The sequence below is a fragment of the Microbacterium sp. STF-2 genome, from assembly GCF_034650155.1.
Taxonomy (GTDB): Bacteria; Actinomycetota; Actinomycetes; order Actinomycetales; family Microbacteriaceae; genus Microbacterium; species Microbacterium maritypicum_A.
Genome location: NZ_JARKMW010000001.1, coordinates 458,503 through 474,313, shown reverse-complemented (window position 1 = coordinate 474,313; position 15,811 = coordinate 458,503). Strand labels below are relative to the sequence as shown.

General features: G+C 68.7%; 15 protein-coding genes. 1 reads left to right on the top strand and 14 read right to left on the bottom strand.

Annotated elements, in window-relative coordinates; translation table 11 throughout:
• Window positions 1-6 precede the first annotated feature (6 nt).
• The 14 genes from MicroSTF_RS02290 to MicroSTF_RS02225 all read right to left on the bottom strand — a co-directional run bounded on the left by MicroSTF_RS02290 (window position 7) and on the right by MicroSTF_RS02225 (window position 15,387).
• Window positions 7-2,967, bottom strand: a complete 2,961-nt coding sequence (locus MicroSTF_RS02290; RefSeq protein WP_322953302.1) for a DEAD/DEAH box helicase — start codon at window positions 2,965-2,967, stop codon at window positions 7-9.
• Window positions 2,968-3,015: 48 nt separating this feature from the next.
• A complete protein-coding gene (gene nusB / locus MicroSTF_RS02285) occupies window positions 3,016-3,426 on the bottom strand; it encodes a transcription antitermination factor NusB (RefSeq protein ID WP_021200618.1) in 411 nt (136 codons plus the stop codon).
• Window positions 3,427-3,429: 3 nt separating this feature from the next.
• A complete protein-coding gene (gene efp, locus MicroSTF_RS02280; protein ID WP_021200619.1) occupies window positions 3,430-3,990 on the bottom strand; it encodes an elongation factor P in 561 nt (186 codons plus the stop codon).
• A gap of 55 nt (window positions 3,991-4,045) precedes the next feature.
• The gene (aroQ, locus tag MicroSTF_RS02275) at window positions 4,046-4,483 is read right to left on the bottom strand and encodes a type II 3-dehydroquinate dehydratase (RefSeq protein WP_029259258.1); all 438 of its coding nucleotides are present in this window, start codon (window positions 4,481-4,483) and stop codon (window positions 4,046-4,048) included.
• Window positions 4,480-5,568, bottom strand: a complete 1,089-nt coding sequence (gene aroB / locus MicroSTF_RS02270) for a 3-dehydroquinate synthase (protein WP_322953299.1) — start codon at window positions 5,566-5,568, stop codon at window positions 4,480-4,482. The genes aroQ and aroB overlap by 4 nt, the downstream gene beginning before the upstream one ends.
• Window positions 5,565-6,083 (bottom strand): shikimate kinase, encoded by a 519-nt coding sequence (locus MicroSTF_RS02265; protein ID WP_136024908.1) that lies wholly within the window; start codon window positions 6,081-6,083, stop codon window positions 5,565-5,567. The genes aroB and MicroSTF_RS02265 overlap by 4 nt, the downstream gene beginning before the upstream one ends.
• On the bottom strand, window positions 6,067-7,296 hold the full coding sequence (aroC, locus tag MicroSTF_RS02260; RefSeq protein ID WP_021200623.1) for a chorismate synthase: 1,230 nt from the start codon (window positions 7,294-7,296) through the stop codon (window positions 6,067-6,069). Before aroC ends, MicroSTF_RS02265 begins: the two co-directional genes overlap by 17 nt.
• Before the next feature lie 64 nt (window positions 7,297-7,360).
• Window positions 7,361-8,203: a shikimate dehydrogenase gene (locus MicroSTF_RS02255; RefSeq protein ID WP_322953297.1), complete on the bottom strand. Its 843-nt coding sequence runs from the start codon at window positions 8,201-8,203 to the stop codon at window positions 7,361-7,363.
• A complete protein-coding gene (gene mltG / locus MicroSTF_RS02250; RefSeq protein WP_322953295.1) occupies window positions 8,178-9,698 on the bottom strand; it encodes an endolytic transglycosylase MltG in 1,521 nt (506 codons plus the stop codon). Before mltG ends, MicroSTF_RS02255 begins: the two co-directional genes overlap by 26 nt.
• A gap of 2 nt (window positions 9,699-9,700) precedes the next feature.
• Window positions 9,701-10,174 carry a Holliday junction resolvase RuvX gene (ruvX, locus tag MicroSTF_RS02245; RefSeq protein ID WP_021200626.1) on the bottom strand — a complete coding sequence of 158 codons (474 nt, stop codon included), beginning with the start codon at window positions 10,172-10,174 and terminating at the stop codon, window positions 9,701-9,703.
• Window positions 10,171-12,831 (bottom strand): alanine--tRNA ligase, encoded by a 2,661-nt coding sequence (gene alaS / locus MicroSTF_RS02240; RefSeq protein WP_322953293.1) that lies wholly within the window; start codon window positions 12,829-12,831, stop codon window positions 10,171-10,173. Before alaS ends, ruvX begins: the two co-directional genes overlap by 4 nt.
• A gap of 55 nt (window positions 12,832-12,886) precedes the next feature.
• Complete coding sequence (locus tag MicroSTF_RS02235) at window positions 12,887-13,075, bottom strand: hypothetical protein (protein ID WP_021200628.1); 189 nt, start codon at window positions 13,073-13,075, stop codon at window positions 12,887-12,889.
• A 111-nt stretch (window positions 13,076-13,186) separates the two neighbouring features.
• On the bottom strand, window positions 13,187-13,816 hold the full coding sequence (gene rpsD / locus MicroSTF_RS02230) for a 30S ribosomal protein S4 (RefSeq protein WP_017830546.1): 630 nt from the start codon (window positions 13,814-13,816) through the stop codon (window positions 13,187-13,189).
• A 182-nt stretch (window positions 13,817-13,998) separates the two neighbouring features.
• Window positions 13,999-15,387: a replication-associated recombination protein A gene (locus MicroSTF_RS02225; protein ID WP_322953288.1), complete on the bottom strand. Its 1,389-nt coding sequence runs from the start codon at window positions 15,385-15,387 to the stop codon at window positions 13,999-14,001.
• A 102-nt stretch (window positions 15,388-15,489) separates the two neighbouring features.
• Here MicroSTF_RS02225 and MicroSTF_RS02220 point away from each other — a divergent pair, with 102 nt between their 5' ends.
• On the top strand, window positions 15,490-15,792 hold the full coding sequence (locus MicroSTF_RS02220) for a hypothetical protein (protein WP_029259264.1): 303 nt from the start codon (window positions 15,490-15,492) through the stop codon (window positions 15,790-15,792).
• Window positions 15,793-15,811: the final 19 nt, after the last annotated feature.

Genomic DNA, 15,811 nt, shown 5'->3' with positions numbered 1-15,811 from the left:
TTCCGCTCAGCCCTCGAACAGCCCGCGGATGTCGTCGGCGGAGAGTGATTGCGCGAACAGCGCCTCGTCGTCGAGCACGGCAGTGAACAACCGGGCCTTGCGGCGTTGCAGGTCGAGCACCTTCTCCTCGATCGTGCCGGTGGAGATCATGCGGTACACGAACACCTGGCTGTCCTGACCGATGCGGTGTGTGCGATCGACGGCCTGCGCCTCGGCTGCGGGGTTCCACCACGGATCGAGCAGGAAGACGTAATCGGCCTCGGTCAACGTGAGGCCGAAGCCGCCGGCCTTCAGGCTGATGAGGAACACCGGCTGCTCCCCCGAGGTGAAGCTCTCGACGACCTTCTGCCGGTGACGTGTCGACCCGTCGAGATGCGCATAAGGAATGCCGGCGGCATCGAGGCGCGCCGCAGCCAGGTCGAGGAACGAGGTGAACTGGCTGAACACGAGCGCCCGATGGCCCTCCGCCTGGAGCTCGATCACCCGCTCGATCAGCACGTCGAGCTTGCGCGAACCGATCTTCGCATCTTCGGGGTCGATGAGCCCGGGGGCCAGGCTGAGCATGCGCATCAGTGTGAGCGAGCGGAAGACGATGAAGCGGTTGCGATCGAGGTCTTCCAGCAGTCCGAGAACCTTCTGCCGTTCGCGCTGCAGAACCACGTCGTAGAGCGCGCGATGAGACGAGCTGAGCCCGACCTCGAGGATCTGCTCCTGCTTCGCCGGGAGGTCGGGGGCCACGAGCTCCTTCGTCCGTCGCAGCAGCAGGGGCCGGATGCGCCGCCGCAGCTGCTCGAGGCGTCGCTGCCGATAGGCGCCGCCCTCCTCGTTCTCCGGGACCTTTCCCTGCTCGATCGGCTGGATGTAGTGTTCGCGGAACTTCCGCGCAGAGGCGAACAGGCCGGGAGCGGTGAGCTTCAGCAGCGCCCACAGCTCGCTGAGGCTGTTCTCCATCGGGGTGCCGGTGACCGCGAACGTCACGTCCGCACGGAACGAGGCCACAGCACGATGCAGCTTGGTCGCCGGGTTCTTCACGAACTGCGCCTCGTCGAGGATGAGTCCCGCCCACTCGACACGGGCGTACTCGGCCTCGTCGAGACGGGCGACCGCGTAGGTCGTGATGACGAGATCGGCGTCACCGATGCTGTCATCGAGCGAGCGACCCTGTGTGCTCCCCCGGAGCAGCACCCGGAGCGCAGGCGCGAAGCGCTCGGCCTCGCTCCGCCAGGTGGCGAGCACCGACGTCGGGACGACCACGAGGAACGGCCGCTGCTCCCCCGTCTCTCGGGCATGCGCGATGAGAGCCAGGAGCTGGAGCGTCTTTCCGAGCCCCATGTCGTCGGCGAGGATACCGCCCAGACGATGACTCCACAGGAAGGCGAGCCAGTCCAGGCCCTCCTTCTGGTACGGCCGGAGCGTGGCGGTGATGCCCGACGGCATCGACACCGCAGGCACGGAGGTGGCTGTGCGCAGGCCGTCGGCGGTCGCGCGCCACGTGACCGCGGGAACCGCCTCATCAGCGAGATCCTCGAACTCCTCCCAGAGATCGGTCTGATAGCGGCTGATCCGCGGGCCGGTCTCCCATTCTTCGAGCTCGCCGGACTCGTCGATCAGCTCCCGGAGACGATCGAGCGCTCGATGGTTCAGGGAGAAGTAGCTGCCATCCACGAGGAGGAGCTTCTTGCGGCCCTTGCTGAGCGCCGTGAACAGCGGTTCGAACGGGATGGTGCGCCCGTCGATCTTTACCAGGACTCCCAGGTCGAACCAGTCGGGGTCGCTGCTCTCGACGGTGGATACGGTGATCTGCGGCTCGCCCGTGAGCTCGTGATAGCTCTTGCGACGACCGGATACGGAGACCATGACGCCCTCGGCCTCGAGCGCCGGCACCATGCGAGTGACGAACTCGGCGGCGGCGACGTCGTGGAAGGAACCCGCCGAAGTGAGTTCTTCGCCCAGCTGCTCCATCCAGACGGCTTGGAGCGCGTCTCGGAGCATCTCCTCCGCGACCGCGTCGCGCACGGCGTCTCCTCCGGGAGCGAACGGGACGCGCCCGAACCCGCGATAGTCCCATTCGAACGTGTACTTCACCGTGTCGCCGCGCAGGAACGACAGTTCGAGCACCGGTCGGGGTGCGGGCAGCACCGGCAGCTCGACGCGACCGACCGGACGCACCTCGACCCGCCGGGCAAGCAGCGGGTAGGCGTCACGGAAGAACGCGGCTTCGTCACGCGCGGGCACCTCGAGCCCCGTCCTTGCGGCGAGCAGTGCGTGCACCGGCTCGGCGATCGGTGCCTCGGCGAGCGTCACGCGCAGCTTCGTGCCGTGTTGAGCGACCTCGTAGAGCCCTCTGTGCCCGATCGTCTGCACGTCGGCGGGGTCTGCATCGCGGCCGTCGATCGTGATGTCAGGGCGCACGAGGAGTCCGCCCGCGTCGTCACGGCCGACCGTCGCGCCGATCGTGGCGCGATCAGCGAGAACGACGGTCGTGCTCTTCTGCGTGGCGATCAGCGGGACGTCGACGTCGGCCGCCGCGCGCAGATGCCCCCACAGCAGGCCGGACTCGATCAGATCGGCGACCAGCCAGTCGCCCGCCGTGCCGGACAGCAGCGTGTCGCGCGCGATGCTGAGCAGATCGGCGAACCATCGGGAGCGGTCGCGTCCGTACTGCGTCGGGGAACGTCTCACCGCGTCCCAGGTTGCCGCACCCTGCACCCAGGCACCGGTCGCCGCGCTCTTCTCGAGCGGACGGATGCCGAGCAGGATCTCCCCCGTGCGCTTGGCGACGTCGCGCGCAGTAGCGGTCCGCTGCGGGCGGGAGGCCCAGGGGTTCGCTCCGCGACCGTCGCGCACGCGGAGCTCGACCCCGAGCGCGAGCTGCGTCACCGCATCTTCGCGCGGCGCTCCGAGGATCGAACGCCAGTCTGCGGATGACGCGCCATCGGGACGGGACGGGTCGTTCGGCAGGGGCATGCCCCCATCCTCTCCGACACCGCCGACAGTGCCTCCCCGTCGGACGGATCAGGCGGCGCGGGCGACTCGCGCGAGGACGCCGTGCACGAAGGCGCCGGAGTCATCGGTCGAGAACTCCTTGGCGAGTTCCACGGCCTCATCGATCGCGACAGCCGTCGGAACGTCGTCGTTGTAGAGGATCTCCCACACGCCGATCCGGAGCAGCGCGCGGTCGACCGCGGGCATCCGCTCCAGCTTCCAGTCGCGGCTGTGCGTCGTGATCTGCTCGTCGATCTCATCGCGCGAGTCGATGATGCCGTCGACGATCTCGCGGGCGTAGAGCCAGGACGCCTCGCGGGCGGGCTCGCTCGCGGCGCGCTTCGCCTCGGCGGCCAGCGTGACCGCGAGGTCGTCCCCGCGCACATCGGCGGAGAACAGGATGTCGAGAGCGCGCTTGCGCGCCTTCGTCCGGGCGCTCACGCCTTACTTCTCGCGGCCGAGGTAGTCACCCGTGCGGGTGTCGACCTTGACCTTGGTGCCGGCCTCGACGAAGAGCGGCACCTGGATCTCGTAGCCGGTCTCGAGCGTGGCGGGCTTGGTGCCGGCCGACGAGCGGTCGCCCTGCAGGCCGGGCTCCGTGTAGGTGATCTCGAGGACCACGGACGCCGGGAGGTCGATGTAGAGCGGGTTGCCGTTGTTCAGGGCGATCGTGACGGCCTGGTTCTCGAGCAGGAAATTCTTCGCGTCGCCGACCGTCGCGGCGCCGACCGTGATCTGGTCGAAGTCGGTCTGGTCCATGAAGACGTAACCGTCGCCATCGGTGTACAGGTACGTGTAGTCGCGGCGATCGACGTTCTCGATCTCGATCTTGGCGCCGGCGTTGTACGTACGGTCGACGACCTTGCCCGAGACGACGTTCTTCAGCTTGGTGCGCACGAAGGCGCCACCCTTGCCGGGCTTGACGTGCTGGAACTCGATGACGCTCCAGAGCTGCCCGTCGATGCTGAGGACGACGCCGTTCTTGATGTCTGCGGTAGATGCCATGCGCTGCGAGTTCCGTTCGTGAGTCTGCGGGGTCGGACGAGACCGACAGTCGATTCTAAGGGATGAGTGCTGCGAGCTGCCGCACGGCATCCGCGTAGCCGTCGACACCGCGTCCGACGACGCGCACGGCCGCGACGTCGTCGAGGTAGGAGTGGTGCCGGAATTCCTCCCGGGCGTACACATCGGAGATGTGCACCTCGGCGAACGGCAGCGAGACTCCGGTGAGAGCGTCGCGCAGCACCACCGACGTGTGCGTGAGTCCGCCGGGATTGATCACGATCGCGGCGCAGTCCTCACGGGCGGCGTGGATCGCGTCGATCAGCACCCCCTCGTGGTTGCTCTGCACCGCACGCACCTCGAAGCCGTGTTCTGCGGCGGCGGCGATGGTGATGCGCTCCACGTCGGCGAGCGTGGCCGTGCCGTACACCTCTGGTTCGCGCGAACCGAGCAGGTTCAGGTTGGGTCCGTTGACCAGGAGGATGCGTCGGCTCACGCGCCGACCTCCTGGTAGGCGGCGAACATCAGCGATTCGTCCGGGGCCTGCAGCACCGTCGGCTTCGCGATGTCGTCGAGAAGGATGAAGCGCAGCATTCCGCCGCGGCTCTTCTTGTCGCGCTGCATCGTGGCGAGCAGCTGCGGCCATGCTCCTGCGCGGTACGAGGTCGGAAGCCCCAGCGACTCGAGGATGGTGCGGTGACGCTCCGCCGCGGCGTCGGAGAGGCGTCCGGCGAGACGCGAGAGCTCGGCCGCATACAGCATGCCGACCGAGATCGCGGCGCCGTGACGCCAGCGGTATCGCTCTGCGTGCTCGATGGCGTGCCCGAGGGTGTGGCCGTAGTTGAGGATCTCCCGCAGGCCCGCCTCCCGGAAGTCGTCCGAGACGACCTCGGCTTTCATCGCGATCGCAAGTTCGATGGCACGCCGGAACTCGTCCGTCGTGGGGTCAACGGCACGAGCGGGATCCGCCTCGACGATGTCGAGGATCTCCGGCGCCCAGATGAATCCGGCCTTCACCACCTCGGCGAAACCGGCGGTCGCCTCGTTCGGGGTGAGGCTCGCGAGCTCGTCGAGGTCGCCCACGACGGCGCGCGGCGCCCAGAACGCACCGACGAGGTTCTTGCCCTCCGCGGTGTTCACCCCGGTCTTGCCGCCGACCGCCGCGTCGACGAGGCCGAGGACCGTGGTCGGCACCTGGATCAGCTGCACACCGCGCAGCCACGTCGCCGCCACGAAGCCGGCGAGATCGGTGACCGAGCCGCCGCCGTAGCCGATGACGGCGTCACTGCGCGTGAAGTCGGCCTGCCCCATCACCTGCCAGCAGAAGGCCGCGACCTCGATGCGCTTGCCCTGCTCCGCATCCGGGATCTCGGCGAGCAGCACCTCACGCGGCCCGTCCGAGGTGTCGGCGAGCAGGCGATCGCGCAGCTCGGCGGCCCGGGCGGCCAGCGTCGGGGGGTGCACGACCAGGATCTTGCGCACCCCCGGAGCCAGCGCAGCCGAGACCCGTTCGAGGATCCCCCGCCCGATCGTGATGTCGTAGGCGTCGCTACCGGTGACGCTGATGGTCGTCGTGCTCATCGCTGCTCTCTCCTCCATGCCACGATCTCGTCCGCGATCTTCTGCATCGGACGACGTGAGGTGTCGAAGGTCGCCGATGACACCTCGGCGTACCACCCCCGACGTTCCTCGAAGATCTTCTTCCAGCGCTCCAGGGGGTCCTCCCCCGCCAGCAGCGGACGATTGCTCCCACGGAGCCGATCGGCCACCGCGTCGGGGCTCACGGTCAGGAACACGACCGGGTGCTCTGCCAGCAGCTCCCGGGTCGCCGCTTCCGTCACCGCCCCGCCACCGAGGGAGATCACCCCGCCCTCGGCGAGGGCCTCTGCCACCGCGGCCCGCTCGAGGGCACGGAAGTGCGCCTCGCCGTGGGCCTCGAAGATGCCGGCGATGGGTCCGTGAGCGGCCACGATGCGCTTGTCGGTGTCGATGAACGCGACGCCGAGCCGACGGGCGACGCGTCTGCCGACGCTGGTCTTGCCGGCGGCCATCGGGCCGACCAGCACCAGCGTCAGCGGATCAGCCCCGCTCGTCATGCGCGATGAGCGCCGCCTCGGACGCGGGGGTCGTGCGCAGCTCGGCAGGGATGCCCGCCAGGTACCCGTCGAGGTTCCGTCGCGTCTCCCGGATGCTGTCGCCGCCGAACTTCTCCAGCACGGCGTTCGCGAGCTCGACCGCGACCATCGCCTCGGCGACCACACCGGCGGCTGGTACCGCGCACACGTCGGAGCGCTGGTGGTGGGCGGTGGCGTCGTCTCCTGTCGCGATGTCGATCGTCCGCAGCGCGTGCGGCACCGTCGCGATCGGCTTCATACCGGCACGTACGCGCAGGACGGTGCCCGTCGACATGCCGCCCTCGGTGCCGCCGGCACGGTCGGATCCGCGCGTGATGCCGTCGGCGGTCGCGAAGAGCTCGTCGTGCGCGGCCGAGCCGCGACGACGGGTGGTCTCGAAGCCGTCGCCGACCTCGACACCCTTGATCGCCTGGATGCTCATCAGGGCCTGGGCCAGACGCGCGTCGAGGCGTCGGTCCCAGTGCACGTGGGAGCCGAGTCCCGGAGGCAGCCCGTACGCGAGGACCTCGACGATCCCGCCGAGCGTGTCGCCGTCCTTCTTGGCGTCGTCGACCTCGGCCACCATCAGCGCGGAGGTCGCCGCGTCGAAGCACCGGAGCGGATCGGCGTCCAGCGCCTCGACGTCATCCGGCGTGGGCAGCGCAGAACCCTCGGGTACGCGCACCGGGCCGATCGACAACGTGTGGCTGACGAGACGGATCCCGAGCTCACCGAGGAAGGAGCGGGCGATCGCTCCCAACGCGACACGAGCGGCCGTCTCGCGGGCGCTCGCACGCTCGAGGATCGGACGCGCCTCGTCGAAGTCGTATTTCTGCATGCCCACCAGATCGGCGTGCCCTGGACGCGGACGCGTGAGAGGCGCGCTGCGTCCGCGAGACTTGTCCGTGAGCTCGACGGGCTCGGGGTTCATGACCTCGATCCACTTGGGCCATTCGGTGTTGCCGATGCGCAGCGCGATCGGACTGCCGAGGCTCCGGCCGTGGCGCACACCGCCGGAGATCGTGAGTTCATCCTGCTCGAACTTCATCCGCGAGCCGCGGCCGTAGCCCAACTTGCGACGGGCGAGATCGGCCTGGATGGCCTCGGAGGACACAGGGACGCCGGAGGGCAGACCCTCCATGACGGCGATGAGTTCTGGGCCGTGCGATTCGCCGGCTGTGAGCACGCGGAGCATTGCTCCAGTCTCCCACGGGTTCACACCCCCGCAGCGCCGCGTTTCGTCGAGCGAGCGGTTCGGTTCAGAGCGCGGCGCGCATCGCGGTGATCACCGCAGCCTCGTCGCGGAGCTCCATCGTCGGATCGCCGTGCCGGAAGATGCGGATCTGGCGCACGGCCTGATGCAGCAGCATGCCGAGTCCGGAGATGGCCGGGCCCTCGCTCCAGGTCATCGCGAGAGCTGACGGCCACGGGGCGTAAGCGGCGTCGAAGAGCGAGCCGCCACTCGACGACAGCACCGAGGCGATCTCCGCGGGGAGAGCCGTGCCGCTGGGCAGGGTGGCCACGGTCAGCTCGACGGCCGGAGCAGGCGCATCGAACGCGCGTACTTCCACGATGAGGCCGAGCCGCTCCCCGAGATCCACCAGCGCCGCCGCGGGAGCAGCGCGCCGAGCACGCACGTCGACGCGCGCGGCCCCGATCTCGGCTGCGGCGACGAGAGCCGATGCCGCGGTGGCCCCGGCCCCGAGTATCCGGACCCGTTCGACCTCGGCGATGTGCGCCTCGGCGAGGGCATCGACGATCCCTCCGACATCGGTGTTGAACCCGGCCGGCTCGTCTCCCAGGAGGAGCGTGTTGACGGCGCCCGTGAGCTGCGCGTGACGATCCCGTGTCGCCGCCGCGCGGAACGCCTCTTCCTTCAACGGCATCGTGAGGGAGAGACCACGCCAGGTGTCGTCCAGTTCGGCGATCGCCGAGGCGAATCCCTCCGCCGAGACCCGACGCCGTCCGTACTCCCAGTCCAGGCCGAGCACACGGTAGGCGGCCGCATGCAGCTCCGGGGACTTGGAGTGCGCGATCGGATCGCCCCAGACCGCCAACCGTGAGCGCGTCACCGTCTCAGCAGCCGCCGTCGGGGTTCGCACGGCACCACTCACGCCACTTCTCGATTCCCTGCTCGTGCTCCGCCATGGTCTCGGAGAACTGCGTCTCCCCCGTGGCGAGGTTGATCGTGACGAAGTACAACCACGGGCCGTCAGCAGGCTGCATCGCCGCCTTGATGGCCGCGTCGCTCGGGCTGGCGATCGGTGTCGCCGGCAGGCCGGTGCGCACGTAGGTGTTCCACTCGTTGTCGTCCTCGAGCGCTTCCTTCGAGCTCGACACGACGCCTTCGTGCAGCGACCCGTAGCCGTACTGGGCGGTCGAATCCATCTGCAGCTTCATGTCGATGTCGAGGCGGTTCTGAATGACGCGGGACACCTTCGCGAAGTCGTCGAGACGGCCCTCGCGCTGGATGATCGAGGCGATCGTCAGGATCCGTTCGGCATCGGCCGCCGGCACACCTGCCGCGTCGAGCGACTCTCTGGTGCGGTCGACCATCCGCTGGATCACCTGAGGTGCGGTGACCCCGGGATCGAATTCGTACACTGCGGGGAACAGCCAGCCCTCCAGGCTCGGCGCGTCCACGCCGTAGGCCGAGGGGTCCTGGACCGCAGCCTCGAAGTCGGCGAGCGGAAGCCCGAGAGTCTCGGCCATGCCGGGCAACGAGGAGACGATCGTGCCTCCCTCGGAGACCGAGACGGCATTCGCCATCTTGTTCGCGTCGTCCTTGAGCGCGGCGAGGGCGGCCTCTGCCGTCATCTTCTTCTGCAGGCGGTAGACGCCCGGATAGAACGTGACCGCGAGGTTCTCTTCGACGATGTAGTCGTAGAACACGTCCTCGGTCTTCGTGACGCCGGCCGTATAGAGCGCCGTCGACACCGGCCCCCCGGTGTCGCCCTGCTTGATCGTGACGAGGGCTTCGCCGTTCGCGAGACCGGGCTCCCAGTCCTTCGACTCGCCCCAGCCCATGGCATCGCTGATCTTGTCACCGTAGGTGTTCCAGGCCCAGGCGCCACCCGCCGCGATGCCGCCGAGCACGGCGAGCACGATGATCAGCGCGATCAGGCAGCCCTTGCGGCGCTTCTTCTTCGGCGCCGCGGGAACATGGTCGTCGTGCGGGGCGAACAGATCGTCGAGCCCGCCGCCGATCACCGGTTCGGGCGTTTCGGCCGCTGCCGAGGTGCGACCGGTACCCGCCGCGGGCACCGCCTGCGGGAGAGCACGCGTGGGAGTCTCTGCGGCGTCGGCCGAAGCGCGAACGGGCGTCGGCGACGGCGCCGCATCCGCGGTGACGGCATCGTCCGCGGACCCACGTACCGGCACAGGGGACGGCTCGGCCGGCGTGCGGGCCGTGCCTCCCACCGGAGTCGCGGTTCCCTCTCCGGCGGCTGCCTCTCGGGCGGCGCGGCGCGAACCGGGCGCCGGAGCACTGTTGTCGACGGTCGGGATCTGCTGCGTCGGGTCCGGCAGATTCTCGAACAGATCCCCCAGGCGGGAATCAGGATCGTGCCGGGGGGTGGCGCTGTCACGTTCAGACATCGTCAGGCGTGCTCCTCGTCAGGCGAGATGGTGGCGCCGGCCGGGTTTCCGGTGCTCTTCTCCATGTCGATCGCCTGCTGCAGAAGCACCACGGCGGCGACCTGATCCACAATGCTACGAGAGTTCTTCTGAGATCTCCCGGAACTGCGCAAAGCGGCGTGCGCGCTCACGGTGCTGAGGCGCTCGTCCACGAGGCGCACGGGGATCCCGCTGCGCACCTGAAGCGCAGCGGCGAACTCTCGCGCATCCGTGGTCGACGGCGTGTCGGCACCCTGCATGTTCACCGGGAGGCCGACCACGAACTCCAACGGGTCGTACTCCCCTGCGATCTGCACGAGGCGGTCGATCGATGCGTCGTCCCGAGGGACCGTCTCGACCGGGACGGCGAGCATGCCATCGGGATCGCAGCGCGCGACACCGACCCTCGCCCTGCCGACGTCGATGCCGAGCCGCACGCCGCGGCGGAACCCGCTCACGCGGCGTGCAGCTCCTGTGAGATGGCCTCGAGCGCCGCGGGAAGAGCCGCGGCATCCGCGCCACCGCCCTGCGCGACGTCGTCACGACCGCCGCCGCCGCCGCCGAGCACACCGGCAGCGCGTTTCGCCAACGCGCCGGCCTTCGCGCCCGCAGACCGAGCGGCATCGTTGGTGGCGACGACCACGACCGGACGACCGTTGACCACAGCTCCCAATGCCACGACCGCGGCATCGGAACCGAGCCGATCGCGCACGCCGTTCACGAGATCGCGCACATCGTCCGCGGACGCCACCTCGCCCAGGTTCTGGGCAGCCAGGCGGAACGCTCCAGCGCGGGTCGCGGCCTCGACGATGGCGGGAACCTGACCCGCCCTCTCCTTGGCCTCGAACTGCGCGATGCGCTTCTCCGCCGCCTTCAGACTCGCGGCGAGGTCGGCGATCCGTTCCGGAAGCTGTTCGCGCGGCGTCTTCAGGGAACTGGTCAGCTGCGAGACGATCGCCCGCTCCGCAGCGAGCTCCCGGAAGGCATCGGCACCGACGAGAGCCTCGATGCGACGATTGGATGCTCCGACGGAGGACTCTCCGACCAGGCTCACCAGACCGATCTCGGCACTCGTGCTGACGTGCGTGCCGGCACAGAGTTCGCGCGACCAGGGGCCGCCGATGTCGACCATTCGCACGACGTCGCCGTACTTCTCGCCGAACAGAGCCATGGCTCCGGCTTCCTTCGCCTCGTCGAGGGAGACGATGCGCGTCGTCACCTCCAGGGCGTCCTGCACTGCACGGTTCGTGATCTCCTCGATCTCGCTCCGCGTATCCGTCGAGAGCGCCTGCGACCAGGCGAAGTCGAAGCGCATGTAGCCGGCACGGTTCAACGAGCCCGCCTGCGTCGCGGTCGGACCGAGCGTGTCGCGGAGCGCGGCATGCACGAGGTGGGTGGCCGAGTGCGCCTGGCGGGCGGCACGACGGTTCGCCGCGTCCACCACCGTGGTCGCGATGTCGTCGACGGCGACGCTGCCGCGCGTGACCTCGACGGTGTGACTGATCAGACCGGGGACCGGCTTCTGCACATCGAGCACCTCGAGCGTGTATCCCGGGCCCACGATCGTGCCCTTGTCGGCCACCTGTCCACCCGACTCCGCGTAGAGCGTCGTCTCGGCGAGCACGACCTCGGCGATCTGGCCCTCGGCGGCGCTGCGCACGGGGACACCGTCGACGAGCAGACCGAGCACACGGGATTCGACCTCGAGCGCGGTGTAGCCGTCGAATCCGGTCTCTCCCAGCGCGCGCAGATCGCGATAGACGGACACGTCGGCGAGCTGACGCTTGCGGTTGCGGGCGTCGTCCTTCGCGCGCTGGCGCTGCTCCTGCATGAGGCTGTCGAAAGCGGCACGATCGACGTCGAGTCCTGCTTCCTCGGCGACCTCGAGCGTGAGGTCGATCGGGAAGCCGTAGGTGTCGTGCAGCAGGAAGGCCTCGGGACCGCTCAGGGTCTTCCCGCCGCCCTTCCTGGTCTCGTCCAGAGCCAGGTCGAGGATCGTCGACCCGGCGACGAGGGTGCGACGGAAGGTCTCCTCCTCGGCGAACGCCGATGCCGAGAGCACAGACCAGTCCCTCTCGAGTTCCGGATAGGTGGTCTTCATCACATCGCGGGATGCGGCAAACAGCTCGGGGAACACCGGCTCGTCGACACCGAGCAGGCGCATCGAGCGGACCGTGCGACGCATCAGACGGCGCAGGATGTACCCGCGTCCCTCGTTGGACGGACGCACGCCGTCGGAGAGGAGCATGAGCGAGGAGCGCACGTGGTCCGCGACGACACGGAACCGCACGTCGTCCTCGTGCTGCGCGCCGTAGGGCCGTCCGGAGAGCTCGACCGCACGGTCCAGCACCGGCCGCACCTGATCGGACTCGTACATGTTGTCGACACCCTGCTTGAGGAAGGCGACGCGTTCGAGGCCCATGCCGGTGTCGATGTTCTTCATCGGCAGCTCGCCGACGATGTCGAACTCCGTCTTGCTGCGGATGTTCTCGATGAAGTCCTGCATGAACACGAGGTTCCAGATCTCCAGGAACCGCGAGTCGTCGACAGCCGGGCCGCCGTCCTTGCCGTAGGCGGGACCGCGATCGAAGAAGATCTCCGAGTCGGGACCACCCGGTCCGGGCTGGCCGGTGTTCCAGTAGTTGTCCGCCCGGCCCAGGCGCTGGATGCGCTCCGGCTTGAGCCCGATGATGTCGCGCCAGATCGCCTCGGCCTCGTCGTCGGTCTCGTAGACGGTGACCCACAGGTCCTTCTCGTCGAAGCCGAGACCGCCGTCGGACTCGGAGCTCGTCAACAGCTCCCAGGCATAGCGGATCGCGCCTTCCTTGAAGTAGTCGCCGAACGACCAGTTGCCGAGCATCTGGAAGAACGTGCCATGACGGGCAGTGCGGCCGACCTCTTCGATGTCGTTCGTGCGGATGCACTTCTGCACGTCGGCGATACGCGAGTGCGGAGCAGGGACGACACCTGTGAGGTACGGGATCATCGGCACCATTCCGGCGACCGTGAACAGCAGGGACGGGTCGTCACTGACCAGGGAGGCCGAGGGGACGATGAGGTGGTCGTTCTTCTCGAAGAAGTCGAGATAGCGCTGCGCGATTTCCGCAGTTTTCATAAGGTTCCGGGTGTCCTTGCGTGAAGATGCCGCGCCGAGGCGCCGCTGCGGTGGTTCAGTTGTCGCCCGGCTCCGTGAGCCGTGCCTCCTGCTCGCGGTAGGCGTCGCTGAGGATCGCGGTGAACCCGTTGATCCGGGCGTCGACCTCGGCGAGGATGTCATGACCGCGCGGGTCCTTGTTCATGAAGTGAGCCGCGACGAAGCCGCCGATCACACCGATCAGGAACCACAGCACGTTCTTCATGTCGTCATCCTTGCCCTTGACCCGCGAAGGCGCGGTGTCACCATCGTATGCGGAAACGACAGGAGGCGTCGGGAATCCCGACGCCTCCTGCCTGATTGCTCGATCGCTGGATCAGCGAGCCGCGTAGTACTCGACGACGAGCTGCACTTCACAGGTCACGGGGACCTCGGCGCGCTTCGGACGACGAACCAGACGCGACTGGAGCTTGTCGAGCTCGACCTCGAGGTAGCCCGGAACGGGGGGCAGGACCTCGGCGTGACCGCCGGCTGCCGCCACCTGGAAGGGCTCGGTGCCCTCGCTCTTGGCCTTGACGTGGATGAGCTGCCCCGGCTTCACGCGGAACGACGGGCGGTCGACGAGCTGGCCGTCGACCAGGATGTGGCGGTGCACGACGAGCTGGCGAGCCTGTGCGGTGGTGCGGGCGAAGCCCGAACGCACGACGAGAGCGTCGAGACGCATCTCGAGGAGCTCGACCAGGTTCTCACCGGTCAGGCCGTCCTGACGACGAGCCTCGTTGAAGGTGTTGCGCATCTGCTTCTCGCGGATGCCGTACTGCTCGCGAAGACGCTGCTTCTCACGCAGACGGACGGCGTAGTCGCTGTCTGCCTTGCGCTTGGTGCGGCCGTGCTCACCCGGAGCGTACGGACGCTTCTCGAGGTAGCGGGCGGCCTTCGGGGTGAGAGCGACGCCGAGGGCGCGGCTGAGACGCACCTTGCGGCGGTCCTGGGACTTCGTGGTCACGAAGTTTTCCTTCCGATGACGTGGTCGCGTCTTTCACGACTCACGGACGTATCGTCCGCGTTCTGCCTTGGAGCGCACGCCGGGGCGCCAGCAAGGTGTGGTGTGAACGAGGAGATGCCCGAAAACTCGGTTTCGAGCCGCTCAAGTCTAACAGATCGCTTTTCCCCGCCGGATCCGCAGGGTCAGCGGTCCCCGAGGATGCGGCGGATCCGCTCGAGGCGCGCACCGATGTCGCGCTCCGCACCGAGGTTCTTGGGCTCGTAGTAGTGCCGACCGTCGAGTTCGTCCGGCAGATACTGCTGGGGCACGACGCCGAACTCGCTATCGTGCGAATAGACGTAGCCGCGGCCGTGGCCCAGACGTTTGGCGCCCGGGTAGTGCGCATCGCGGAGATGCAGCGGAACCCGACCGAAACCGCCGGCGCGGATGTCGGCGATCGCCGCGTCGATCCCGAGGTACGCGGCGTTCGATTTGGCGGTGGTGGCCAGGTAGACGGTCGCTTCCGCAAGGGGGATGCGACCTTCCGGCATGCCGATGAACGCCACGGCATCTGCGGCCGCCACGGCGATGGCCAGGGCCTGCGGGTCGGCGAGACCGACGTCTTCCGATGCCGAGATCACCAGGCGCCGGGCGATGAAGCGCGGGTCCTCCCCTGCCTCGATCATGCGGGCGAGGTAGTGCAACGCGGCATCGGGGTCGGACCCTCTGATCGACTTGATGAAGGCGCTGATGACGTCGTAATGCTCGTCGCCTTGCCGGTCGTAACGCAGCAGGGCCTTGTCGACCGCCTGGGAGATGTCATCGGCCGAGACCTCGGGCACCGACGCACCGGGCACCGACGCACCGGGCGCCGACGCATCGTTCCCCTCGTCGTCCGCGTCCGCGGCCGTCGCGTGGGACAGTGCGACCGCGGCGCCGGCCTCCAGCCCGGTCAGGGCGCGCCGCGCGTCACCCGAGGCCAGCCGCACCAGAGCCGACCTCGCTTCGTCGCTGAGAGCGACGGATGCGTTCAGACCGCGGGAGTCGGTGACCGCACGATCGACGAGGAGGCCGATGTCGTCGTCGGTGAGCGGCTGCAGCGTCAACAGCAGCGAACGCGAGAGCAGCGGTGAGATGACGGAGAACGACGGGTTCTCTGTCGTCGCGGCGATCAGGATCACCCAGCCGTTCTCGACTCCGGGGAGAAGGGCATCCTGCTGCGCCTTGGTGAAGCGGTGGATCTCGTCGAGGAAGAGGATGGTCGTCTGCCCGTAGAGGTCGCGCTGCGTGACGGCTTCCTGCATGACCTCGCGCACGTCTTTCACCCCCGCCGTGATGGCGGAGAGTTCGACGAATCGCCGACCGGACGATCGTGCGATGGCCTGAGCGAGAGTCGTCTTCCCGGTTCCCGGCGGTCCCCACAGGATGATCGACACGGCCCCGGGGGCTGTCGCTTCGGGGTCGGCGAGTGCGACGATCGGCGATCCCGCACGCAGCAGATGACGCTGGCCCGCGACCTCCGCGAGGGACACCGGACGCATGCGCACGGCGAGGGGCGTCTGCCCGGAGAGCAGCGCAGCAGGGGACGTCATCCCTCCAGGCTAACGTCGGCCCCCGACACTTCGGTGAACCTCCGCATCCGGGTAGGCTCTCAGGCGACGTCGTGGAGCGGCGTTCGGATGGGAGAGCAGGGCATGGCCGCACGCGGTTCCAAGAACGCACAGGCGCGCACATCGGCGGAGCGCGCGCGACTGCACACCGCCCGCACCCAGTGGCACGAAGGGCAGATCCGCCGCCGTGTCCGTGACAACACGATCGCCGCCGTCGTCGGCAGCCTCATCGTCGTCGCAGCGATCGGCAGCCAGGTCGTGCACGCCCAGGTCACCGCGCCCGAACCCGAGCCCACCCCCACTCCCTCCGTCGAGCCGACCACCGCTCCGACCGAGACACCCGCGGAGACGCCGGCCCCCGTCCCCTCGGACGCACCGGCGGAGTGACCGCCGACGCGGTTGATCG

Bases quoted from the DNA above. Each gene is read 5' to 3' on its own strand.
- mltG (WP_322953295.1), bottom strand. From the start codon at position 9,698: ATGTCTGAACGTGACAGCGCCACCCCCCGGCACGATCCTGATTCCCGC.
- aroB (WP_322953299.1), bottom strand. From the start codon at position 5,568: ATGAGCACGACGACCATCAGCGTCACCGGTAGCGACGCCTACGACATC.
- MicroSTF_RS02265 (WP_136024908.1), bottom strand. From the start codon at position 6,083: ATGACGAGCGGGGCTGATCCGCTGACGCTGGTGCTGGTCGGCCCGATG.
- MicroSTF_RS02225 (WP_322953288.1), bottom strand. From the start codon at position 15,387: ATGACGTCCCCTGCTGCGCTGCTCTCCGGGCAGACGCCCCTCGCCGTG.
- alaS (WP_322953293.1), bottom strand. From the start codon at position 12,831: ATGAAAACTGCGGAAATCGCGCAGCGCTATCTCGACTTCTTCGAGAAG.
- MicroSTF_RS02235 (WP_021200628.1), bottom strand. From the start codon at position 13,075: ATGAAGAACGTGCTGTGGTTCCTGATCGGTGTGATCGGCGGCTTCGTC.
- MicroSTF_RS02290 (WP_322953302.1), bottom strand. From the start codon at position 2,967: ATGCCCCTGCCGAACGACCCGTCCCGTCCCGATGGCGCGTCATCCGCA.
- aroC (WP_021200623.1), bottom strand. From the start codon at position 7,296: ATGCTCCGCGTGCTCACAGCCGGCGAATCGCACGGCCCAGAACTCATC.
- MicroSTF_RS02220 (WP_029259264.1), top strand. From the start codon at position 15,490: ATGGCCGCACGCGGTTCCAAGAACGCACAGGCGCGCACATCGGCGGAG.
- efp (WP_021200619.1), bottom strand. From the start codon at position 3,990: ATGGCATCTACCGCAGACATCAAGAACGGCGTCGTCCTCAGCATCGAC.